Source organism: Corynebacterium sp. UMB6689 (genome assembly GCF_030215295.1).
Lineage (GTDB): Bacteria > Actinomycetota > Actinomycetes > Mycobacteriales > Mycobacteriaceae > Corynebacterium > Corynebacterium aurimucosum.
Window position 1 is genome coordinate 133,956 of record NZ_JASOLS010000006.1, and the last position, 21,072, is coordinate 155,027.

Annotated in this window: 20 protein-coding genes, 1 tRNA gene and 1 pseudogene; 14 read left to right on the forward strand and 8 right to left on the reverse strand. The window is 60.7% G+C overall.

Annotated features, from left to right (window positions below):
• The first annotated feature begins 70 nt into the window (after nt 1–70).
• Both QP363_RS05135 and QP363_RS05140 read left to right on the forward strand, forming a co-directional pair.
• A complete protein-coding gene (locus tag QP363_RS05135) occupies nt 71–1,411 on the forward strand; it encodes a 3-oxoacyl-ACP reductase (protein WP_284763152.1) in 1,341 nt (446 codons plus the stop codon).
• Nucleotides 1,412–2,341, forward strand: a complete 930-nt coding sequence (locus QP363_RS05140) for a MaoC/PaaZ C-terminal domain-containing protein (protein WP_284763153.1) — start codon at nt 1,412–1,414, stop codon at nt 2,339–2,341.
• 50 nt (nt 2,342–2,391) lie between these two features.
• Here QP363_RS05140 and QP363_RS05145 read toward each other — a convergent pair whose 3' ends face one another.
• Nucleotides 2,392–3,426: an acyl-CoA thioesterase gene (locus QP363_RS05145; protein WP_070645643.1), complete on the reverse strand. Its 1,035-nt coding sequence runs from the start codon at nt 3,424–3,426 to the stop codon at nt 2,392–2,394.
• A 33-nt stretch (nt 3,427–3,459) separates the two neighbouring features.
• On the opposite strand from QP363_RS05145, the gene QP363_RS05150 reads away from it, so the two are divergent.
• From QP363_RS05150 to purM, 3 genes are read left to right on the forward strand one after another with little or no spacing between them, the layout of a single operon-like run.
• Nucleotides 3,460–3,864: a sterol carrier family protein gene (locus QP363_RS05150; RefSeq protein ID WP_284763156.1), complete on the forward strand. Its 405-nt coding sequence runs from the start codon at nt 3,460–3,462 to the stop codon at nt 3,862–3,864.
• Between the two features lie 34 nt (nt 3,865–3,898).
• The gene (purF, locus tag QP363_RS05155; RefSeq protein ID WP_284763185.1) at nt 3,899–5,386 is read left to right on the forward strand and encodes an amidophosphoribosyltransferase; all 1,488 of its coding nucleotides are present in this window, start codon (nt 3,899–3,901) and stop codon (nt 5,384–5,386) included.
• Nucleotides 5,387–5,407: 21 nt separating this feature from the next.
• Nucleotides 5,408–6,460, forward strand: coding sequence for a phosphoribosylformylglycinamidine cyclo-ligase (purM, locus tag QP363_RS05160; protein WP_010188991.1), 1,053 nt, complete (start codon nt 5,408–5,410; stop codon nt 6,458–6,460).
• Between the two features lie 118 nt (nt 6,461–6,578).
• Here the strand turns inward: purM and QP363_RS05165 are convergent, their stop codons facing one another.
• Together QP363_RS05165 and QP363_RS05170 are read right to left on the reverse strand one after the other, a co-directional pair.
• The gene (locus tag QP363_RS05165; RefSeq protein WP_201829151.1) at nt 6,579–6,806 is read right to left on the reverse strand and encodes a DUF3073 domain-containing protein; all 228 of its coding nucleotides are present in this window, start codon (nt 6,804–6,806) and stop codon (nt 6,579–6,581) included.
• Between the two features lie 188 nt (nt 6,807–6,994).
• Complete coding sequence (locus tag QP363_RS05170) at nt 6,995–8,056, reverse strand: folate-binding protein YgfZ (RefSeq protein ID WP_070443888.1); 1,062 nt, start codon at nt 8,054–8,056, stop codon at nt 6,995–6,997.
• Nucleotides 8,057–8,086: 30 nt separating this feature from the next.
• On the opposite strand from QP363_RS05170, the gene QP363_RS05175 reads away from it, so the two are divergent.
• Complete coding sequence (locus tag QP363_RS05175; protein ID WP_284763160.1) at nt 8,087–8,974, forward strand: aminodeoxychorismate lyase; 888 nt, start codon at nt 8,087–8,089, stop codon at nt 8,972–8,974.
• Nucleotides 8,975–9,017: 43 nt separating this feature from the next.
• Here the strand turns inward: QP363_RS05175 and QP363_RS05180 are convergent, their stop codons facing one another.
• A complete protein-coding gene (locus QP363_RS05180) occupies nt 9,018–9,692 on the reverse strand; it encodes an FABP family protein (RefSeq protein WP_070645650.1) in 675 nt (224 codons plus the stop codon).
• A gap of 63 nt (nt 9,693–9,755) precedes the next feature.
• Here QP363_RS05180 and QP363_RS05185 point away from each other — a divergent pair, with 63 nt between their 5' ends.
• The gene (locus tag QP363_RS05185; protein WP_284763164.1) at nt 9,756–10,796 is read left to right on the forward strand and encodes a diacylglycerol kinase family protein; all 1,041 of its coding nucleotides are present in this window, start codon (nt 9,756–9,758) and stop codon (nt 10,794–10,796) included.
• On the opposite strand, the gene QP363_RS05190 is transcribed toward QP363_RS05185, so the two are convergent.
• Nucleotides 10,793–11,629, reverse strand: a complete 837-nt coding sequence (locus QP363_RS05190) for a DUF2993 domain-containing protein (RefSeq protein ID WP_070710530.1) — start codon at nt 11,627–11,629, stop codon at nt 10,793–10,795. The two genes, QP363_RS05185 and QP363_RS05190, sit on opposite strands and share 4 nt — an antisense overlap.
• A gap of 33 nt (nt 11,630–11,662) precedes the next feature.
• Between QP363_RS05190 and mshD the strand changes: the two genes are divergently transcribed.
• The 5 genes from mshD to pstB all read left to right on the forward strand — a co-directional run bounded on the left by mshD (nt 11,663) and on the right by pstB (nt 16,781).
• The gene (gene mshD / locus QP363_RS05195; protein WP_070710531.1) at nt 11,663–12,577 is read left to right on the forward strand and encodes a mycothiol synthase; all 915 of its coding nucleotides are present in this window, start codon (nt 11,663–11,665) and stop codon (nt 12,575–12,577) included.
• Nucleotides 12,578–12,751: 174 nt separating this feature from the next.
• The gene (pstS, locus tag QP363_RS05200; RefSeq protein ID WP_070710532.1) at nt 12,752–13,861 is read left to right on the forward strand and encodes a phosphate ABC transporter substrate-binding protein PstS; all 1,110 of its coding nucleotides are present in this window, start codon (nt 12,752–12,754) and stop codon (nt 13,859–13,861) included.
• A gap of 123 nt (nt 13,862–13,984) precedes the next feature.
• A complete protein-coding gene (gene pstC / locus QP363_RS05205) occupies nt 13,985–15,031 on the forward strand; it encodes a phosphate ABC transporter permease subunit PstC (protein ID WP_070443867.1) in 1,047 nt (348 codons plus the stop codon).
• A 13-nt stretch (nt 15,032–15,044) separates the two neighbouring features.
• A complete protein-coding gene (gene pstA, locus QP363_RS05210; RefSeq protein ID WP_070717291.1) occupies nt 15,045–15,956 on the forward strand; it encodes a phosphate ABC transporter permease PstA in 912 nt (303 codons plus the stop codon).
• 51 nt (nt 15,957–16,007) lie between these two features.
• A complete protein-coding gene (gene pstB, locus QP363_RS05215; RefSeq protein WP_070443861.1) occupies nt 16,008–16,781 on the forward strand; it encodes a phosphate ABC transporter ATP-binding protein PstB in 774 nt (257 codons plus the stop codon).
• Between the two features lie 143 nt (nt 16,782–16,924).
• Here the strand turns inward: pstB and phoU are convergent, their stop codons facing one another.
• Both phoU and dusB read right to left on the reverse strand, forming a co-directional pair.
• Nucleotides 16,925–17,653: a phosphate signaling complex protein PhoU gene (phoU, locus tag QP363_RS05220; RefSeq protein WP_070443858.1), complete on the reverse strand. Its 729-nt coding sequence runs from the start codon at nt 17,651–17,653 to the stop codon at nt 16,925–16,927.
• Between the two features lie 64 nt (nt 17,654–17,717).
• Entirely contained in the window at nt 17,718–18,863 is a 1,146-nt protein-coding gene (gene dusB, locus QP363_RS05225) for a tRNA dihydrouridine synthase DusB (protein ID WP_070730077.1), read from the reverse strand.
• A 176-nt stretch (nt 18,864–19,039) separates the two neighbouring features.
• On the opposite strand from dusB, the gene QP363_RS05230 reads away from it, so the two are divergent.
• Together QP363_RS05230 and QP363_RS05235 are read left to right on the forward strand one after the other, a co-directional pair.
• Nucleotides 19,040–20,542: an acetyl-CoA hydrolase/transferase family protein gene (locus QP363_RS05230; RefSeq protein WP_284763172.1), complete on the forward strand. Its 1,503-nt coding sequence runs from the start codon at nt 19,040–19,042 to the stop codon at nt 20,540–20,542.
• Between the two features lie 91 nt (nt 20,543–20,633).
• Nucleotides 20,634–20,706 (forward strand) — tRNA-Lys (locus QP363_RS05235).
• Between the two features lie 93 nt (nt 20,707–20,799).
• On the opposite strand, the pseudogene QP363_RS05240 reads toward QP363_RS05235, so the two are convergent.
• A pseudogene (locus QP363_RS05240) lies at nt 20,800–21,072 on the reverse strand (IS256 family transposase); the annotation flags it as partial.

Genomic DNA, 21,072 nt, shown 5'->3' on the forward strand with positions numbered 1-21,072 from the left:
AACTAACCTTGCAACCGCTCGATCAAGGCTTGCAAGGTTGTGAAGAACCGAGAAAGGAACAGGCCAGCCTATGCCGCACGTCACATTTGCTGAGAAGCTCATCAACTCACCGCTCGCCGCCAAAGCAGGAGTACCGCAGGGGTACCCCCTGCGCCGCCACAAGGTAGGGGAACCGGCGCTCGATGGTCCCATTGTCATCGGCGGTCAGGGGCGCATCGCAGACTTCTTGCGCTCCCAGCTAGCCGTGGACTACCAGGTCATCAACTCTTCGGCAGAGGCGAAGCGCGCTGCCCTCGTTTTTGACGCCACCGGCCTAGACACCCCTGAACAGCTGCGTGAGCTTTATGACTTCTTCAACCCCCAGATGCGCAACCTCCTGCCATGCGCGCGCTTGGTAGTTGTCGGTACCACCCCGGAGGCGGCAGATACCATCGACGCCCGCATTAGCGCACGCGCCCTCGAAGGCTTTACCCGTTCTTTGGCTAAGGAGATGCGCAAGGGCGGCACTGTGAACCTGGTGTGGGTAGACCCCGCGGCCACCTCAGAGGTGGAGTCCACGGTCCGCTTCTTTCTTTCCGGAAAGTCGGCTTTCGTGGATGGGCAGGTTGTGCGCGTCAGCGCCCAGGGACAGGTTCCTTCCGGACATAGCAGTGGGACACAGAACTGGGAGCAGCCACTCGATGGGCGGCTTGCAGTGGTGACCGGTGCCGCCCGCGGTATCGGCGCCACCATCGCGGAAGTGCTGGCGCGCGACGGTGCCAGCGTTATCTGTATCGACGTCCCACAGGCCAGCGAGCACCTGGCAAAGACCGCGAACAGGGTCAAAGGCACCGCGCTGCCTCTCGACGTCACTGACCCTCAGGCCGCGGACAAGATTGCCCAGCACGCCCAGGAGCGCCATGGCCGAGCTATTGACGTCATCGTTCACAACGCCGGCATTACCCGTGACAAGCTTATGGCCAATATGAATGAAGGCCAGTGGGATGCTGTCCTGGCCGTTAACCTTCTGGCGCCGGTGCGTATCACCGAAAACCTTCTGGAGTCTGGCTCCCTCGCGCCGGGTGCGGCCGTGGTTGGTGTGTCCTCCATGGCCGGCATTTCCGGCAACCGCGGCCAAACGAACTACGCCACCACCAAGGCTGGCATTATCGGTCTGGTCGACGCCCTGCGTCCCGTCCTCGCCGAGAATGGTTCCACCATCAATGCCGTGGCGCCGGGCTTCATTGAGACCGCCATGACCGCCGCGATGCCGACCGGCCCGCGCGAGATCGGCCGCCGTTTGAACTCACTGCAGCAAGGCGGCTTGCCTGTTGACGTCGCCGAGACCGTCGCTTTCTTCGCCTCGCCGGCCTCCGCGGCGGTAAGCGGCAACACCGTCCGCGTCTGCGGCCAGAACCTCATGGGAGCCTAAATGAACGTCACCACACTCAACGAGATTCCAGATCTTCCTGCGCTCTACCGCAGCCTGATGGTAGGCGCGGTGCCCATCCCCGGGCTGGGGGCAGGCAAGCGCAAGGTCGACGACCCACAGACTGCTTACCGGGTCGCGGGAGTGCGCGTAGACACCGAGCACCTCGCGCGCTACTGCCAAGCCACGGGCCTGCGTCTGGGCAACGAGCTGCCCGCTACTTATCTCTACGCGCTGGCCTTCCCCCTCGCCATCAAGGTGATGGCCGCCCAGGACTTTCCTTTCCCCGCTGTGGGCGTGGTGCACCTGTCCAACCGCATTGAACAGATCCGCCCGCTGCGCGTCGACGAGAGCTGCGACATCACCGTGCATGCGGAAAACTTGCGACCGCACCGCAAGGGGCTGGTCATTGATATGGTGACCACCTACAGCGTGGAGGGGGAGGAGATCTGGCGCCAGACATCGGTCTTTCTAGGCCAAGGCGCGAAATTCACCAAGGACACCCCGCGGCAAGTGAAAACGCGCCCGGAGGCCGAGCGTTTCCTCGACTTCCCCGGCGATGAGGTGGGAACCCCCACGGCAACGCTGCGCTTTAGTGCCGAGAGCACTCGCGTCTATGCGGCGGCATCTGGCGATAAGAACCCCATTCACGTTTCCGCCGTGGGAGCCAAGCTCTTCGGCTTCCCCGCGCCCATCGCGCATGGCATGTACATGCACGCCCGTATGCTGTCGGTGCTCGACGGCACCCTTCCGGGTGCTGTTCGCATCAGCGCGGATTTCTACAAGCCCGTCATTCTTCCAGCGAGCACGGGAGTGTTTGTGGCTCCGAGCGTCGCCACAAACAGTGAGATCGGAGCCCGCACCGTTGCGTTGCGTAAGGCCAAGGACCCAAGCTCCCTCCACGTGGCGTGCCGGGTTGAGCCAGTGGACTAGCCCCTCGGCACTAGCGCCAAGCAGCTGTGGGGTGGTGGGGGAGCCTCGGGCTAATCTACGTGCTGGTGCTGTGGTGCCACCACCAGCGGCTTCGGGGAGTACTTGCCACGCAGGCCACGAAGAATGCCGGCGTGCTCCCAGAGGCGCTTATCCTCTTCGGTGCGTGGAGTGAACTGGCGGGCAGCTAGCGGCTGCCAGTCGGCGTCCATCGCCATGTAGGAGACGGTGGCGTGGATGGCGGTTTCCAATTGCTCGCGGCCACCGCGCGGGTTGCCCGAGCGCACGTGGACCGACATCTGCATCGAGCGGGTATCCGTGCGCATCATGCGGGCATCCACTTCGATGAGGTCTCCAATGTGAATGGGCCGGTAGAAGCGAATACCACCGGCATAGACCGCGACGGTGTGCTCACCCGACCATTCCATAGTGCAGGCAGCGCCGGCCTCATCAATCCATTCCATGGCCGTTCCGCCGTGAACGTTGCCGCCCCAATTGACATCGGTGGGCTTAGCCAAGAAGCGGTTTACCATTCGGGGTGCATCGGAAGGGCCATCATAAGTCTGCTTTTCCATTTCCGCTTCGATGGCCTGGCGCAGCTCGATGCGGGATTCTGCAGCCTCCCACACACGCTGGTGCTCAGTGGTGTCCGGAATCAGCGGCGGAACAGCCACCGACTTTCCGGTCTCGGTATCTTTGGCCACGAAGATGACGAGGCAGTCGCAGGCGCGGGTAAAAATGCCATCGCGAGGGTCAGCGGAGAGCACCTCGTTGACGATGTGCATGGAGGATCGCCCAGTCATCGCGATTCGTGAGCGCACCTCCACCAAGTGGCCCGAAGGGATTGGGCGAGTGAAGTGAATATGGCCCACGTAGGCTGTCACGCAGTAGGTGCCCGACCACTGGACCGCGCACGCATAGGCGGCCTTATCGATCCACTCCAGAACGCGGCCGCCGCCGATGCCTTGGGCGCCGGCGATAGTGAGATCTGTCGGGGCGGCCATAAACCGCAGCGTGATGGAGGGAGACTTGCCGGTGGGAACCAGCTTCTTTTCTTCCGAGGAGCTTGGTGGCATGGTTGGTGACATGGATAACAAAGTATCAGGGAGCGTGCTGACCGTATGAAAAAGGCTGTTGATGCCGCCACCACCCGCGCTGCTGTCGAAGCGGTGGAGGAGTGGATCCGTGACCCTGAAGGGGTGGAAAAACCAGGTCGCCCGGCCCTTGCGCAAGCCACTCGGACCACAGCTCGCCTGTTGGAGGCGGACGCGCCGGGGCACTCCGTGGAACTGCGGGTCCCCCCATTCGTGGCAGTGCAGTGTATCGCCGGGCCTCGGCACACCCGGGGTACTCCTCCGAATGTGGTGGAGACGGATCCCCAGACGTGGTTGCAGCTGGCCACGGGCGTCCTGGACTGGGAGCAGGCGCTTCACGACGGCCGCGTGGACGCCTCCGGCTCCCGTTCTCACGAGATCGCTGGCTGCCTGCCCGTGATTCCGTTAGTTTTCACTGGCCGGAACGGCTAGGATTAGCGCCGTGGTAGCTGAACACGTCCAGAGCATGACTAAGCCCCTGTCTACGGATCCCAGCCTGGATCCGGAGCCCCGCGAAGAATGCGGAGTCTTTGGTGTTTGGGCACCAGGAGAAGAGGTTTCCAAGTTAACCTACTTCGGACTTTTCGCCCTCCAGCACCGCGGTCAAGAGGCCGCCGGCATCGCGGTCGGGGATGATGACCGCATTGTTGTCTTCAAAGACATGGGCCTAGTCTCCAATGTCTTCGATGAATCCATCCTCACCTCACTGCACGGAAACGTGGCCGTCGGCCACACGCGTTATTCCACTGCGGGTGGCAAGGAATGGTCGAATGTACAGCCGATGTTTGGGACGTCGCCCAGCGGCGTCGACATCGCGCTTGGTCACAACGGAAACTTGGTGAACTACCAGGAGCTGCGCACCAAGGCTGTGGAACGCGGGCTCATCAAACCGCAGGAAGAGTCCGTTTCGGACTCCATGTGTCTGTCTATCTTGTTGGCTGATGGCGTGAGCGAAGACAGTAGCGTGTTCGATTCCGCTTTGCAGCTCTTGCCCACCGTGAAAGGAGCGTACTGCCTGACCTTTACGGACGGGCACACCCTCTACGCCGCCCGCGACCCGCATGGCGTGCGCCCGCTTGCCCTCGGTCGGCTCAACACGGGCTGGGTGGTAGCCAGTGAGACCTGTGCGCTCGATATCGTCGGCGCGCAATTTATTCGGGAGATCGAACCGGGCGAACTCGTTGCTATCGATGAGACGGGCATTCGCTCCGAGCGCTTTGCAGAAACTAAGCGCCACGGCTGCGTCTTCGAATATGTCTACCTGGCGCGGCCGGATACCAATATCAAGGGCCGCTCGGTCAACGCTACGCGCGTGGAAATTGGGCGTCGCCTAGCGCGCCAGTACCCAGCACCCGATGCGGACATGGTGATCCCCGTTCCTGAGTCCGGCAACCCGGCCGCCGTGGGATATGCCCGCGAATCCGGGCTGACCTTTGCACATGGCTTGGTGAAGAACTCCTATGTGGGGCGCACCTTCATCCAGCCCACACAGTCCCAGCGACAGATGGGCATTCGCCTCAAGCTCAATCCGCTGCGGGAGGTCATCGAAGGCAAGTCCATCGTGGTGGTGGATGATTCGATCGTGCGTGGTAACACGCAGCGCGCACTAATCCGGATGCTACGGGAAGCCGGCGCTGCCGAAGTCCACGTGCGCATTGCCGCCCCGCCGGTGAAATGGCCATGCTTCTACGGCATCGACTTTGCCTCGCCAGGCGAGCTTATTGCCAATGCCAACCCCTCCGATGATCCGGAAGAAGTAGCACAGACCATCTGCACCGCGATCGGTGCGGATTCGCTGGGCTTCGTCTCCACCGATGAGATGGTGGCGGCTACCCAACAGCCACGCAACGAACTGTGCTGCGCATGCTTCGATGGGAAGTACCCACTCGGACTGCCCGCCGGAAACCCGAATGCTGAGGCCGTGCGCACCCTGCAGGGCTCGACGACAAACTAAGGAATAAGGACTAAGTCATTCATGAGCGAGAACACGTATGCTGCCGCCGGCGTCAACATTGAGGAAGGCGACCGCGCAGTAGAGCTAATTACCCCCCACGCCAAGCGTGCCACCCGCCCCGAGGTGATGGGTGGGCTCGGCGGATTCGCCGGCCTGTTCAAGCTGGGGGACTACAAGGAGCCGGTCCTCGCAGCTGGCTCTGATGGCGTGGGTACCAAGCTGGCCGTGGCCCAGGCCATGGATAAGCACGACACCATCGGCATCGACCTCGTCGCCATGTGCGTGGATGACCTCGTCGTGTGCGGAGCCGAGCCGCTTTTCCTGCAGGACTACATCGCGGTGGGCGAGGTTGTTCCGGAAAAGGTAGCGGAGATTGTGAAGGGCATTGCTGAGGGCTGCGTCCAGGCTGGTGCTGCCCTCCTCGGCGGTGAGACCGCGGAGCACCCAGGCGTCATGGGCAAGGATGAATACGACGTCTCCGCCACCGCCGTTGGCGTGGTGGAGGCCGATGAGCTCCTCGGCCCAGACAAGGTACGTGACGGCGACGTCCTGATCGCTATGAAGTCCTCTGGTTTGCACTCCAACGGCTACTCCTTGGCGCGCTACGTCCTCCTGGAGCAGGCCGGTTTGCCGCTTGACGGCTATATGGAAGACCTGGGCCGTACTCTCGGTGAGGAACTACTGGAGCCTACCCGTATCTACGCCAAGGACTGCCTGGCCCTGGTCTCTGAGTGCGCGGTGTCCACCTTCTGCCACGTCACCGGCGGTGGCCTCGCTGGCAACCTGGAGCGCGTCATCCCGGAGGGCCTGACCGCTGAGGTGAGCCGCTCGACGTGGACTCCGGGCCAGATCTTCAAGACCATTTCCTCGGTGGGCAAGGTGGCGCTCGAAGAGATGGAGAAGACCTTCAACATGGGCGTCGGCATGATCGCCGTCGTTGCGCCGGAGGATCGCGAGCGCGCACTGGCCATGATGACTGCCCGCCACGTTGAAGCATGGGAGCTGGGCACCGTCCGCGTTGCCGAAGAAGGCGAGCCGCGCGTTCTGATGACGGGCGAGCACCCAGGGTTCTAGGTCCTAGGAAAGGAACCTGGGAAAGGAACAGGGCCGGCAGTTTCCTCCTCTTATTGAGGGGAAGCCTTGCCGGCCCTTCGCTTACGTGCTGTGCACGGTGGGGAAGTGATCCACGCGCTTAGCGCGCGTCGGAATCATCCTCATCCCACTCGTCCGAGTTCCAGCGATCCGCATAGTCCTCGTAATCCGCGTACTCCGAGTACGGGTCCTCGTCCTCATCGCGGGAGCGCTTGGAGTTCTGTGAGGCGAGTTCACGCTGGAGCGAATCCAGATCCATCTCGGGCGAATTGTACTTCAGCTGGCGTGCAACTTTGGTCTGCTTTGCCTTTGCGCGTCCGCGTCCCATGTGCATGACCCCCTTGAGGTGTGTAGGGCGGTCCAGGGATTCTTGGCCGCCCCATCGTCTTAGTCAGATATGTGTATGTTCCTGTAAGACACCATAGCCTGTGTGACGAAAAAATTCCGAACTACCCCCCAGCGTCGCGTCGAAAAGGGTTCTAGCCCGCGGAGAAGAGGCGAATGTGTAATTCGCCACTACTTTCCGCGCAGGCGGTCCACAGCGGCGCGCCCGGCCTTGGGGCCCTCATCGGTGGGGATGGACTCTGGTTCAACCGAAGCTGCCACAGAGCCAATGTTCAGATCCCCGTTGTTGAGAGCGCTGCGCTTAATCAGACCAAGTGCGATGGGGCCATAATCGCAGTCCTCCACCACGGTGCCGAGCCGGCCAACGCGCCGTCCCCCGAGCGTAATGTCGGCGCCGCTATCGGGGCGCTCTGGAGCGGACCCGTCGAGGTAAAGCATCACCAGCAAACGGGGAGAGCGGCCGAGGTTCTCTACGCGCGCTACTGTCTCCTGTCCGCGGTAGCAACCTTTTTCTAGGTGAACGAATGCGGGCACATCGTCGTTGCGCCGGATCCATTGTGGAACCTCATGGGCGATGGTTTTCTCATCGAGGTCAGCGGCCAGTTCGGGCTCACGTGCGCGCACTCGCTCTGCGGTATATGCCATGAGACCCGCTAGGCTTCCGCCCTGCTTCTCCAGCTCTGTTACGGCAGCATCGAGCCGCTGGCGCGGCACGAGGAAATCCTGGCGTGGACAGCCCGGCCACTGCACAGAACGCTCGACCAAGGCCGCCGAGGGCTGCTGCAGCGACTGCCCCAGAACCGTGATGACCGCCGCGTCTGCTTCCTCCACGGTGACCTGGGACCAGAACACCATGGCGGTAAGGAAATCTCGCAAAGACTCGAACTGTGCTGTGGGCACGTCGAGGTAAAAGGTGTCCCCGTCGAAGGACAGATCCATGTGGTGTAGGACGTGGCCCTGAATGTTGAGGTCAAGAGCGCCTGCGGAAAAGCCGCTGTCTACATCGTCGAGCTTCTGGCTCAGCAGGTTATGCAGGAAGGCACGGGCATCGGGGCCAGACACCGCGATGACGCGGCGATGGGAGCGGTCGATGATGGCGGAACCTGTCTCTACCGCGCGCTGCTCCACAAGGGGGTTTCCATAGTGCCAGGGGACCCCGGAGACATCGACAAGCGTGCTGCCCTGGAACTCAGTGGCTCCGGGCCGGGAAAGAAGTGGCGAAGAGTAACTCACGCCCTCCGATGGTAGGGCATAATCGGGGCTATGAGCCTTCAGCGCAGGAAAGAGCCGGTCATCTACGTTGTGGAACCGTTTGGAGGGTCGGTGCGGCGTCATATGCCGAACCTTCCGTTGGTCTATTGGGATGATGCCGCGGTGACGCGCGGCGACGGGATCTTCGAGTCCCTCCTCGTCCGTAATGGCAAGGCCGCTAATTTTCACCGCCACGCGGAGCGCTTCCGGCATTCCGCCCGCGCGCTCGATCTGCCGGAGCCGCCGATGCACAAGTGGCAAGAAGCCACTGAGCTGGCCATCGCGGACTTCTATGGCCCCGCCGGCGCGGATGGAGAGGAGGGCTCGTCGCTAGAAGCCAAGTGCACGTGGACTTATACCCGGGGCCGCGCCTCCACCGGTGTGCCCACGGCCTGGGTGGTGGTTCAGGAGGTTTCAGACGCGGTTGTGGCACAGCGCGCTACCGGCGTCAAGGTGATGAGCACCCCGCGCCTGTGGCAAGTAGCGGAGGAGCTACCTGCGAAAACGCTGAATTATGCGGCCACAATGGCTACGCTGCGCCTGGCACGCGAGCGTGGGTTTGATGATGTGATCTTTACTGATCCCGATACGGGATTGGTGCTGGAAGGCGCCACCTCTACCGTGGTGGTGGTCAAGGGGGCGAAGCTGCGCACGCCTGCGGGTAAGGGTATTTTGCCCGGCACGACGCAAGCGGCGCTCTTCGAATACGCCTCCGATCAGGGCTATCGCTGCAAGGCGAAGGAGCTTGACCTGCGCTACCTCGAGGAAGCTGACTCGGTGTGGCTGGTGTCTTCAGTGCGCACGGCGGTGCGCGTGACGCGCCTCGATGGCAAGAAGCTCAAGGCGCCGGCGAACGCGGAGGAAATACGCGCGCTGATCGACGCAGCCCTGGCGCGCTAGGCTCCCTCGTACTGCGAGCTAGCTCAGCTAGCTCGCCTGCTGATTAGCCTGCCACGCGGGTGAGCTCGGCGGACATGAAGGGGCGCATTTCGCCGTCGACAAGCCGCTCATCTACCCAGCCCAGGTTGTTGTTCGGCATGAGGCCATACATACGCTTGCCGGGGCCGAGGTTGGTAGGCCCAGTTTCCGTGACCATGGTGGACGCAGATTCCAGCTGCCAGGCGCGCTCGTTGAACAGCGAGCCGTAGAAGATCTCGTTGATGCCGTTGGAGGAGGTGTAGGTCATCTCAATCTCGTCCTTGAGGGAGATGCGCCAGAATCCGGACTCGCGGACATCTGGGCCCACCGGTTTGCCCTCGGAATCGATCTTCCAGGTGCGGGAGGTGTAGGTCAGGTAGTTCTCACCGTCGTGGGCGATGATGAGCTGCTGGCCAAAGGCGTACTGTTCGCCGTCGGTGCTGTGAGCCTGGCCTTCGCCCTGCCAGACACCGACGAGGGGGAGAAGCCCCAGGAGGCCATCGTGCAGTGACGGGCCTTGGCGTAGGTTCGCCGTCTCATCCGGCAGGGGGTTATCAGCCACATCAACGGTAGGAATGTTGCGGGAGGCAGCATCCTTCCACGCTTCAGCAGCTTGGTTAACGGCTGCGTTGCCGTCGATCTTGGTGTTCTCCGGGTGGGTATTTTCCGTCTGGTTTTCATTATTAGTCTGTTCGCTCATGCTGCCCCAGCGTAGTCGTGGTGGCATCACGGTAACCACTAGGCTCCAGTAGTCTTGGGAGTCATGCGCGTTTTGCTGATCTCAAACCCGAACTCCACGAGTCAGAATTCGGCCCTTTTCCGTGAGGTTCTGCCCGTTATTCGGGACGTGGAGGGGCTGCAGCTGCTGGCCCGCTTCACGCACTACCCGGGGCACGCGCAGGATATGGTGCGCGGCATGACGCGGGAAGACTTCGATGTCATCTTGGTCTTCGGCGGCGATGGCACGGTGAATGAGGTTGTAAACGGGCTGCTGGGTCCTGCAGATTCCACAGAGCGCCCCAGCCCCCAGGAGATTCCAGCACTCGCAGTGATCCCCACTGGTTCCGCCAATGTCTTCGTTCGCGCCCTTGGTTTCCCTAATACCCCGGTCGAGGCAGCGCACGTGTTGGCTCGGATGCTGGAGCGCAATACGCGTCGCACCGTCTCCTTAGGTGTGTGGAATGACAGATGGTTCGCGGTCAATGCCGGTTTCGGGTTAGACGCCGACGTGCTGGCTCGCGTGGACCGTGCTCGGGAGTTGGGCTTTGCAGCTACCCCGTTGCGCTATTTGGCCGTGGCCTTTCAGGCTTATCAGCGCGCCCGCATCCGCCCACCGCGCATTAGCGTGCGTGCGCGCTCGAGTTCGGGAGAAACCTTCGCGGCTGATGACGTACCCGTCATGTTCACCTCCAACACCAACCCGTGGACTTTCCTCGGCCCACTGCCCGTGGTGACCAATCCGCGCAACTCCTTCGACCAAGGACTTGGCCTATTCGGGGTGTCAGACCTTGGCGGTATTGATGGTCTCGTCGGTGTGCTCCACCTCTTCGGCGTGGACCACCGCCACTGGCTGAATAAAGTTACGGATGCCCGTACGCTGCACTTCGAGGATGCCGTCGAGGTGGATCTGGTGTGCCCGGAACCGCACCGTTTTCAGGCGGATGGGGAGTCGGAGGGCACTTTCACAGAAGTGCACCTGGAATCGGAAGCGGACGCATTGGAGGTATTCGCTCCCATCGACCCGACCCCGCCCACGCACCGCAGCATCCGCAGGATCCTGCGGGACCTCATTCGAATCAACTAGTTCTGGCGCCAGCTCGGCGGAGTCGTTGGTGCGCTACCCACTTGGTTGGCCGTGTCTTGTGCCTTCTGCGCTGCATCCTCGACGGCCTTTTCTTCTGAGCCGTCGATCTCCAGCGGTGAGAGCTGCGCGGTCTTCAACGTGATGTTGCGGCGCTGCACCTCGAAGGTGATGGAGCCGCCGTGCAGTTTTACGGATGTGGCCTGTGAAGGCAGGGGGAGCTGGCGGGTATCCAAGACCAAACCGAAAGCCTTCTTGAGGCGTTCATCATCGGTTCCGTAGACGCTCATACGAAATTCCGGGCCCACGAGGCGCAGCGTTACCGTCGCGGTGGACTTGGTGTTGTCTCCTGGTAGCGTGCCGGTGAGCTCAGCTTCGGCCGAGGGGCCGCCGGTGGGAGACATGTCATCGGGATTGGCAATGGACAGATCGGTAATGCCCAGCATGCGGCCTAAGGCCACACCGTCGAGGCTGATGCTGCGCGTGTAAGTCGACACCGGTGAGCCTTCCAGCTCGCCGCTGAAGAGCTGTTCGGGGCGGATCGTGATGTCGCGCAGAGTAGTCGAGGCATTGACCATCCCGAGCTTGGGAACCTCCACGTCAGAAGATTTAACCTCCAAGTAGGGGATCTCCTTGGTGAGCGCGCCCAGGGTGAAGGGGACGCCGCCGATATACACGTTCGGTGTGTTTTCCAGCTGGGAGCTGGCCTTCGCCTGCTGGGCCACGGTGTGTTCCGCATGCATCGCCACTGCTGAATCCGCCAGCCATGCGGTCAGGACCACTCCCGCGACGGCGGCAAGACGTACGAGGTTGCGGCTGAGGTAGATGACGGTCACCCCTCTATTACTACCGCACGTAGGGTGGGAAGCATGAATATAGAGACTAATACTGTGCCGCAGAATCTAGATCTCGCGCAGCGCGTGGAGGAACTTGCTGCAGCGGCCGAAACACACGATGGTGTTGCGCCTTTCTCAGAACAGTTTCTTATCGGGCTGCGGGATGACCGCCTGGGCCACCGCCATCTGCTCTCTATCGAGGGCGACGAGGTGCTCGGTGTGGCTGCCCTCGACGGGCAGACAGTGGAGCTCTTTGTCGGTGTGGAACACCGTGGGCGAGGGGTAGGGCAGGCGCTTGTCGACGCCCTCCCGGCATCCCCCCAGATCTGGGCGCATGGCAACCTCCCGGCCGCCCAGGCGCTGGCGAAACGTAATGAGATGGACGTCGTCAGGCGCCTGCTCGTCATGGCTATTGAGGGCCAGGACCTACGCGCAGCGGAGGAAGCGTCCGCAGCGGTCGACGGCCTAGAGATTCACACGTACACCGAGTCGGTGGAGCGCTTCGGACGTGAACATGTCGAGGCGGAATGGGTTCGCACCAACAACGAGTCTTTTTCCTGGCATCCGGAGCAAGGGGGCTGGGACCTGGAGCGTCTGCATCGCGGGATGGAAGCCGAATGGTTTGATCCCGCCGACGTGCTATTCCTGTGGGATTCGCACGGTGGTGCGCACAGTGCCCCAGCAATGGCCGGTTTCCACTGGCTGAAATGGCATGCCGAGGGCACCCCAGCCTTTGGTGAGGTCTATGTTGTGGGGCTGGGTGAGGACTACCGCGGGCGTGGGCTCGGTGGGCCACTGCTCACTGCGGGGCTGCAGCGCATGGTGGAAAAAGGCGCGGACAAGGTCATTTTATATGTCGAGGCGGACAACGATCCTGCAGTAAAGGCCTATGAGCGTTTGGGTTTCACCATTGCAGAGGAACACTGCGTCTGGGCGAAAAGTGACTAGCCTCACCGCCTTGTGGTACAAGTTCACCGATTGTTCATCTCTTGATCCCTGTGGGGTTAACCCACCAGATATAGCTTTACTTCCCGTGAGTTAATCGTGCCCGCCTTAAGAGGACGGCGGAGGGCGATTTACTCGGACAATCATTCTCTTGTATCCGCACCGGAAAGGTTTCCCGTGATCCGCAACTTCAAGCGCACTGCCGCTATCTTCGGCATCGTCGCCGCCACCTCCACCGCTCTCGTCGCTTGCTCCGAGTCCAACGACTCCGGCTCCGCTGAAGGCGGCTCCGAGGGCTCTGACGTCTCCGGCGAGCTCGTCGGTGACGGCGCGTCCTCCCAGCAGAATGCAATGTCTTACTTCCAGACCGCATTCTCTGAGGATCATCCGAACGCTTCCCTGTCCTACAACGCTTCCGGCTCCGGCGCTGGCGTTGAGGCCTTCACCAACGGCCAGGCCGACTTCGCTGGTTCCGACTCCGCTCTGAAGGAAGACGAAGGCGAGGTTGAGGCTGCTGCTGAGCGCTGTGGTGGCAACGAGGCATGGCACCTGCCGACCACCATCGGTCCGGTAGCTATCGCTTACAACCTCGAGGGTACCGAGATCAACCTCTCCACCGAGACCCTGGCCAAGATCTTCAAGGGTGACATCACCAAGTGGAACGACGAGGCAATCGCCGCTGACAACGAAGGCACCGACCTGCCGGACGAGGACATCACCGTCATCTTCCGCTCTGATGAGTCCGGTACCTCCGCCAACTTCCAGAAGTTCCTGAAGGCCGCTACCGGCGACTGGGACACCGAGGGCAAGCAGTTCCCGGATGCAGTTGGTGAGGGCGCCAACGGCTCCGCTGGTGTTGCTGACCAGGTTGCCAACATCAAGGGTGCTATCACCTACGTTGAGTCCGGTTTCGCTGACCAGAAGGAAGCAGACGGCGTTCAGAAGGCAAAGATCGACTTCGGCCACGGCCCGGTTGAGCTGAACACCGAGTCCGTCAACGTTGCTCTGGAGAACCTGGAGTTCAAGGAGACCGAGTCCGAGCACAACATGGTTGTTGACTCCGACGCTCTGTTCGCGTCTGACGACGAGGGCGCATACCCGCTCATCCTGACCACCTACAACATTGTTTGCTCCGCTGGTTACGATGAGGAGACCTCCGCTCTGGTTAAGGCCTTCTTCACCACCGTCCTGGATCACCAAGATGACCAGCTTGCTTCTCAGGGCTTCATCCCGGTTGAGGGTGCACACCTGGACAAGCTGAAGGCTGCTGTTGACGCTCTGCAGTAAGCGCTAGAGCTCAACAAAGCTAAATACTCTTCGCCCCCACTGCCGCACTCGAATCGCGCTTTGGGGGCGCAGGTATGTAACGACAAACTCCATTCTTAACGCTGAAAAGGATTAGAACGTCTCATGGCAGACAATAATCTCACCACGGCGCCCGAGCAGACGGAGCTTTCCGTCTCCGCTGCTGAGCGGCCTTCTACCGGCGGATCCGAAGAACTTACCAAGGCTAACTCCAGCAGCGGAGTTAAGCGCCCGGGTGACCGAGTCTTCGAATTCCTTTCTTCTGCTTCGGCCACGTTGATCACCGTCATGATTGCTGCCATTGCGGGCTTCTTGCTGTGGCGTGCCGTGCCAGCCCTGGGCGTCAACGACGGTGGCATCATGGGGTTCTTCACCTACGGTGGCCGTTGGGAGACTGGCGATACTTCCGCGATGAAGTTCGGTATCCCGACCATGTTCGGCACTACGGTTCTTATCTCCGTCTTCGCCCTGCTGCTGGCTATGCCGGTTGCACTGGCGATTGCCATCTTCCTGTCTAACTACGCGCCGGCACGTCTGGTCAAGCCGCTGGGCTTCCTCGTGGACATGCTCGCTGCAGTCCCGTCCATTGTTTATGGTCTGTGGGGCTGGCAGGTCCTCGGTCCAGCTCTCTCCGGTTTCTACTCGTGGCTGGAGTCCTGGGCTGGTGGGTTCTTCCTTTTCACCGTCTTTGATAACTCGCCGTCGTTTGCTACCGGCCGTAACCTCTTCACCGGTGGCATCGTGCTGGCCGTGATGATTCTTCCGATTATCGCCGCTACGGCACGTGAGGTCTTCGTCCAAACTCCTCCTGGTCAGATTGAGTCTGCCTTGGCGCTGGGCGCAACCCGCTGGGAAGTTATCCGCATGACGGTGCTCCCCTTCGGTATGTCCGGCTACATCGCCGGCTCCATGCTCGGTCTTGGACGTGCACTGGGTGAGACCATGGCTCTGTACATGGTTGTCTCCCCGCTCGTGGACTTCCGCTTCTCGCTCTTCGACGGCGGTACGACCTTCGCCATGGCCATCGCCTTGGCATCCGCAGAGTTCGGTAATGAGATGCGCGCAGGTGCCTACATCGCCGCCGGCCTCATGCTGTTCTTGCTGACCTTCGTGGTCAACGCCATTGCCCGCACCATCGTGAAGAAGAAGTAGGGAGGAGGACACAATGACTACTACTACAAACGCCAAGCCTGCCTCCGCAGGCGCTACCTTCCTTGATATTTCGGCTTCCCGAAAGGCCACCAACACCATTGCCACCGTCGTGGTATGGGTGGCCATGATTATCGCCATGATCCCTCTGGTTTGGGTTCTGTGGGAACTCTTTGCCCGCGGCAGCGGCATCATCTTCAGCGCCGATTGGTGGACCACGTCCCAGCGCGGTGTCATGAACAGCGTTGCGGGCGGCGGTGCTGCTCACGCCATCGTTGGTACCTTCGTCCAAACCGTCCTAGCCTCCATCATCTCCATCCCGATCGGTATCTTTACCGCTATCTACTTGGTGGAGTATTCCAAGGGCGGCTGGCTCGCCCGTACCACCACCTTCATGGTGGACATCCTGTCCGGTGTGCCGTCCATCGTTGCCGCGCTGTTTATCTTCGCTATGTGGATCACGCTCTTCGGCTTTGGCCGCTCCGGCTTCGCCGTGGCGCTTTCCTTGGTGCTGCTGATGATTCCGATCGTGGTTCGCAACACCGAAGAGATGCTCCGTGTTGTCCCGATGGACCTGCGTGAGGCCTCCTATGCACTGGGCGTTCCGAAGTGGAAGACCATTGCTCGCATCGTCCTGCCGACCGCCCTGTCCGGCATCGTTACCGGTATCATGCTCGCGGTTGCGCGTGTGATGGGTGAGTCTTCTCCGGTGCTGGTCCTTGTTGGTTCCTCCTCCATCATCAACTGGGACGCGTTCAAGGGCTCGCAGTCCTCGCTACCGCTGATGATGCTGGATATGTACAAGGCCGGCGCACAACCGGCTGTCCTGGATAAGCTCTGGGGTGCAGCGCTGACGCTGGTTATCCTTATCGCTGTCCTTAACATCGCGGCCCGTGTCATCTCCGCGAAGTTCTCGGTCAAGAAATAGATCGCCGTAACACTCGATTCCGCCATACATTCTTAAGAGGAGAAACTCCTAATGTCTAAGCTTGAGCTCAATGACGTGAACATTTACTACGGCGACTTCCACGCCGTGCAGAACGTCAACATGCAAATTCCGGCGAAGGCCGTGACCGCCTTTATCGGCCCTTCCGGCTGCGGTAAGTCCACCGTTCTGCGCACCTTGAACCGTATGCACGAGGTCATCCCCGGCGCCTATGTCAAGGGCGAGGTCCTCTTGGACGGCCAAGATATTTACGGCGCCAAGGTTGACCCGGTATCCGTTCGCAACACCATCGGCATGGTTTTCCAGAAGGCTAACCCGTTCCCCACGATGTCTATCGAGGACAACGTTGTTGCCGGCCTGAAGCTCTCCGGCGAGAAGAACAAGAAGAAACTGAAGGAAGTTGCCGAAAAGTCTCTGCGCGGCGCCAACCTCTGGGATGAGGTTAAGGACCGCCTGGATAAGCCGGGCGGCGGCCTGTCCGGTGGACAGCAGCAGCGTCTGTGCATCGCCCGTGCGATTGCCGTGGAACCGGAGGTCCTCCTCATGGACGAGCCGTGCTCGGCACTTGACCCGATTTCTACCCTGGCTGTTGAGGACCTCATCCACGAGCTGAAGGAAAACTTCACCATCGTTATCGTCACCCACAACATGCAGCAGGCAGCCCGTGTGTCCGATAAGACCGGTTTCTTCTCTCTAGAAGCCACCGGAAAGCCGGGCCACCTCGTCGAGTTTGATGACACCACCAAGATCTTCGAGAACCCCTCCAAGAAGGACACCGAGGATTACATCTCCGGCCGCTTTGGCTAAACACCGATAGCGCCATAGTGCCGAAAGCCGGCGCCCTCTCTCGACTGTTTAAGGTCTAGGAGTGGGCACCGGCTTTTGTGTTTTCAGGATGAGCTAGGTGTTACTAGCGGTGGATCGGCAGCTATTTCGAGCATGAGCCTCATCTAGTGATGGAACTGGCGCTCCAGCTCTGCCATGCGGGCCTCTAGCTCGGCTTCGCGTTGCTCCTGATCACGCTTGCGCATATAGCGGTCCGGGTCCAGGCCCGTTGCAAGATAAATAATGCGACCGGCAGCGGCGGCACAATGATCGGCGAAACGCTCGTAGTAACGCGATAGCTGCGAGGTTTCCACGGCCTGGCGCACTGTTCCTTTCCATTCCCGCTGGGTCAGCATGCGCAGCAGGTGATGGTTGATGTCATCGACGGCATCATCATCTTCGGTCAACCGAAGGGCTAGCTCCGGATCGCGGGTGATGAGGATGTCCTTGAGCCCCGCGGACATATCGAGAACGAGGCGCGCATATTCCTCGAAGTAGCCCATGATGTCTGCTGGTACCACTGGCTCGGGGTGGCGGCGGCGGGCACTCGTTGCAATGTGCTGGGACAGGCGGCCCATGCGATAAAAGTCTTCAACAATATAGATGGAAGAGATGACCTGGCGGAGATCCTTGGCCATCGGATTTTCCAAGGCTAGCAGGGAGACCGCGCGGTCTTCGCACCGCGAGCGCACCTCATCCAGTTCATCGCGCAGTGACACAGCCTCCTCAGCCGGTTGCAGGGAGGCCTTGATTAACGCCTGGGAGGCGAGGGCCATCAGCTTATGGACGGTCGTGCTCATGATGATGAGATCATGAGAAAAATTATCCAACTGTTCACGGTAAGCAGCGCGCATGCCACGTACTTTAGCTGAACTATTGGTCTAGTGCCTGTCGAACAACAAGTTTGAATAATCGCGGTTAGCCGCCGGAGTGCATAATCTCCGCGCCTTCCGGCACAGTGGCATCCTCCGGATCATCGAGCCAACCCTCGGGAAGGACTACCTTGGCGGGTGAGCCCTGGCGGCCGCGGGCACCATCGGCGTCGTCGGCAAGCGCAGGCGAGTCGGCCCACGGCGCCAGCAGTTCGCGCAGATCCTCCAAGGAATTGACGCGAGAAAGGCCCGCACGTACCTGGCCGCCCACGGGAAAACCACGCAGGTACCAGCCAATGTGCTTGCGAATATCGCGGCTGGCTTGAGCCTCGCCCTCATGCTGGGCTAGAAGCTCTGCGTGGCGGAGCATGATGCGCGTGACTTCGCCTAGCGTGGGCTCTTCCGGTACTGGTTCACCCCGCAGGTGGGCGGAGAGTTCCGCAAAAAGCCACGGGCGGCCCAAACAGCCGCGGCCCACCACGACGCCGTCACATCCAGTTTGCTCCATCATGTCGTGCGCATCGGTTGCCTTGAAGATATCGCCGTTGCCCAAGACTGGGATGCCTGTGTCTGCCAAGTGCTCCTTCAAGCGGGCGATTTCGCCCCAGTCGGCGTGACCGGAGTAGCGCTGGGCGGCGGTGCGCCCGTGCAAAGCAACTGCTGCGGCTCCTTCCGCCACAGCGATACGCCCGGCATCGAGGTGTGTCTTGTGCTCTTCATCAATGCCGACGCGCATCTTCACCGTGACTGGAATATCCGTGCCCTCAGTCGCCTTGACTGCGGCCGAGACGATGTTGCCAAACAGGCGGCGCTTATAAGGAAGGGCAGAACCCCCGCCGCGGCGCGTGACCTTGGGGACCGGGCAGCCAAAGTTCATATCGATGTGGTCCGCCAAGTTCTCATCCACGATCATCTTGGCAGCCTTGTAGGTGTACTCCGGATCGACGGTGTACAGCTGCAGCGAGCGGGGCTGTTCTTGGGGATCGAAGGTGGTCATGTGCAGGGTCTTGGGGTTGCGCTCGACCAAGGCGCGAGCGGTGACCATTTCGCACACGTAGAGCCCGGAGACAGTCCCGGTCTTTTCGATCTCTTGCTCACGGCACAGCACGCGAAAAGCCACGTTGGTCACGCCAGCCATGGGGGCGAGGACAACGGGGGAGTTGAGCTGGATTTTTCCGATTGCAAGAGTCACGCCGCCAATTGTGCGCGGAAAGAGCCTGGGGTGGCAAATTCTGATGAGGAAAGTGAGGTGTGCACACGGTTTGGGGCAGAGTGCGGTAAATTCGCCACTGATTCGCTAGTGTGGTGCATGTAACTAATAGGAAAGGACCGTAACGTAGGTCGTTTCTGCACATAAAAGGAGGACTAATGTCTGAGAGAATTGCATACGCGCCGTTTGAGAAGCTCGTGATGAGCGCTGACGAGGCCGCACAGTTCGTCAACCATGGTGATCGTGTGGGAATCTCCGGCTTTACCGGTGCTGGCTACCCCAAGGCCCTGCCGACCGCTATCGCGGAAAAGGCAAAGGCGGCCCACGAGGCGGGGGAGGAATTCAAGATCGACATCTTCTCCGGTGCCTCTACCGCCCCGGACTGCGATGGCGTCCTGGCTGAGGCAAACGCCATTCGCTTCCGCTCCCCATACAACTCTGATCCGGCATTGCGCGGCCGCTTCAACGATGGCTCCGCCCTCTACCAGGATGTTCACCTCTCACACTCTGGCCAGCAGGTGGAGGAAGGTTTCTACGGTGACTTCCAGGTAGCCATTATTGAGGCCGTGCGTATCGATGAGAAGGGAAATATCGTTCCCTCCTCCGCAGTAGGTAACAACCTCGAGTACATCGAGGCCGCCGACAAGATCATCATTGAGATCAATGAGTGGCAGTCCCTCAACCTCGAGGGCATGCACGATATCTACCGCATTGAGAAGCTGCCGAACCGTCAGCCGATCCCGATTACCAAGCCGGCTGACCGCGTTGGTACCACCTACATTGAGATCCCGGAAGAGAAGGTCGTGGCTGTAGTCAAGACCAACGCCCCGGACCGCAATGCTCCGTTCAAGGCCCCGGATGAGGTCTCTGAGAAGATCGCTGCGAACTTCATCGAGTTCCTCGAGGGCGAGGTTGCTGCCGGACGCCTGGAGTATGACAAGTTCATCATGCAGTCCGGTGTGGGCAACGTCCCGAACGCAGTGATGGCCGGCCTGCTGGATTCCAAGTTCGAAAACATTCAGGCCTACACCGAGGTTATCCAGGACGGCATGCTGGATCTTATCGACGCCGGCAAGATGACCGTCGCCTCTGCTACCTCCTTCGCCCTGTCCCCGGAGTATGCGGACAAGATGAACGCTGAGGCTGAGCGCTACGCCAAGCACATCATCCTGCGCCCGCAGCAGGTGTCCAACCACCCGGAGGTTATCCGCCGCGTTGGCCTGATCTCCTCCAACGGCATGATTGAGGGCGACATCTACGGCAATATCAACTCCACCAACGTCTCCGGCTCCCGCATCATGAACGGTACCGGCGGCTCGGGTGACTTCACCCGTAACGCCTACATCTCCACCTTCGTGTCCCCGTCGGTGGCAAAGGGCGGCGCTATTTCCGCCATCGTGCCTTTCGTGTCTCACACCGACCACACTGAGCACGACACCATGGTCATCATCACCGAGTATGGTGTTGCGGACCTGCGTGGCCTGGCTCCGAAGGAGCGCGTGGAGAAGGTTATCACCGTGGCGCACCCGGACTACCGTCCGCTGCTGGAGGAGTACTTCGAGCGTGCCAAGGCGAATAAGTTCCAGCACACCCCGCACGATCTGAAGACCGCTTTTGACTTCCAGGTGAACTTCATGGAGAAGGGTGACATGCGCGGCTAATTGCGCATCTCTGCTAGGTAGTGGCCCTTTCCGCTGGAGGTGAGGGCCATTTCGTTTTCTTTAGTGCGACCTACTAAGATGGTTGGGCGTTGGGCCTTTAGCTCAGTTGGTAGAGCTACGGACTTTTAATCCGCAGGTCGCGGGTTCGAGCCCCGCAGGGCCCACAAAAAGAGCCGCCTTCGGGCGGCTCTTTGAGGCTTAAGGGACATTTCGTGTGGATTTGCGGCGTGTCGCACTAAGGGACATTTCGTGTGGATTTAGGAGCGTCCGGCCCATCCTTTTCTTATGCCTAAGCTGGGGTTCCATTCGTTGTCGATGTGGGTATCGAATGTGGCAGGTCGCCCGTCTGGGTGGCCGCGTCGTTTAAGTTGTTCTTTTGCCCAGGCTGCGCGTGCGGCTTTTTCTCCTTGGCGTCCGAAGTCTTGTTGCTTGGCTAACTCCAGCGGCGCTACGGGGTCTTCGGTGTGGGTGTAGAGCCACCAGTCCATGGTGATGCGCTGGTGCTCATCGAACATGCCACGATGGTTTCC

Excerpts from the sequence above, each read along its gene's own strand:
- QP363_RS05135 (WP_284763152.1), top strand. The coding sequence starts at position 71 with ATGCCGCACGTCACATTTGCTGAGAAGCTCATCAACTCACCGCTCGCC.
- QP363_RS05140 (WP_284763153.1), top strand. The coding sequence starts at position 1,412 with ATGAACGTCACCACACTCAACGAGATTCCAGATCTTCCTGCGCTCTAC.
- QP363_RS05145 (WP_070645643.1), bottom strand. The coding sequence starts at position 3,426 with ATGTCACCAACCATGCCACCAAGCTCCTCGGAAGAAAAGAAGCTGGTT.
- QP363_RS05150 (WP_284763156.1), top strand. The coding sequence starts at position 3,460 with ATGAAAAAGGCTGTTGATGCCGCCACCACCCGCGCTGCTGTCGAAGCG.
- purF (WP_284763185.1), top strand. The coding sequence starts at position 3,899 with ATGACTAAGCCCCTGTCTACGGATCCCAGCCTGGATCCGGAGCCCCGC.
- purM (WP_010188991.1), top strand. The coding sequence starts at position 5,408 with ATGAGCGAGAACACGTATGCTGCCGCCGGCGTCAACATTGAGGAAGGC.
- QP363_RS05165 (WP_201829151.1), bottom strand. The coding sequence starts at position 6,806 with ATGGGACGCGGACGCGCAAAGGCAAAGCAGACCAAAGTTGCACGCCAG.
- QP363_RS05175 (WP_284763160.1), top strand. The coding sequence starts at position 8,087 with ATGAGCCTTCAGCGCAGGAAAGAGCCGGTCATCTACGTTGTGGAACCG.
- QP363_RS05180 (WP_070645650.1), bottom strand. The coding sequence starts at position 9,692 with ATGAGCGAACAGACTAATAATGAAAACCAGACGGAAAATACCCACCCG.
- QP363_RS05185 (WP_284763164.1), top strand. The coding sequence starts at position 9,756 with ATGCGCGTTTTGCTGATCTCAAACCCGAACTCCACGAGTCAGAATTCG.
- mshD (WP_070710531.1), top strand. The coding sequence starts at position 11,663 with ATGAATATAGAGACTAATACTGTGCCGCAGAATCTAGATCTCGCGCAG.
- pstC (WP_070443867.1), top strand. The coding sequence starts at position 13,985 with ATGGCAGACAATAATCTCACCACGGCGCCCGAGCAGACGGAGCTTTCC.
- pstA (WP_070717291.1), top strand. The coding sequence starts at position 15,045 with ATGACTACTACTACAAACGCCAAGCCTGCCTCCGCAGGCGCTACCTTC.
- pstB (WP_070443861.1), top strand. The coding sequence starts at position 16,008 with ATGTCTAAGCTTGAGCTCAATGACGTGAACATTTACTACGGCGACTTC.
- phoU (WP_070443858.1), bottom strand. The coding sequence starts at position 17,653 with ATGCGCGCTGCTTACCGTGAACAGTTGGATAATTTTTCTCATGATCTC.
- QP363_RS05230 (WP_284763172.1), top strand. The coding sequence starts at position 19,040 with ATGTCTGAGAGAATTGCATACGCGCCGTTTGAGAAGCTCGTGATGAGC.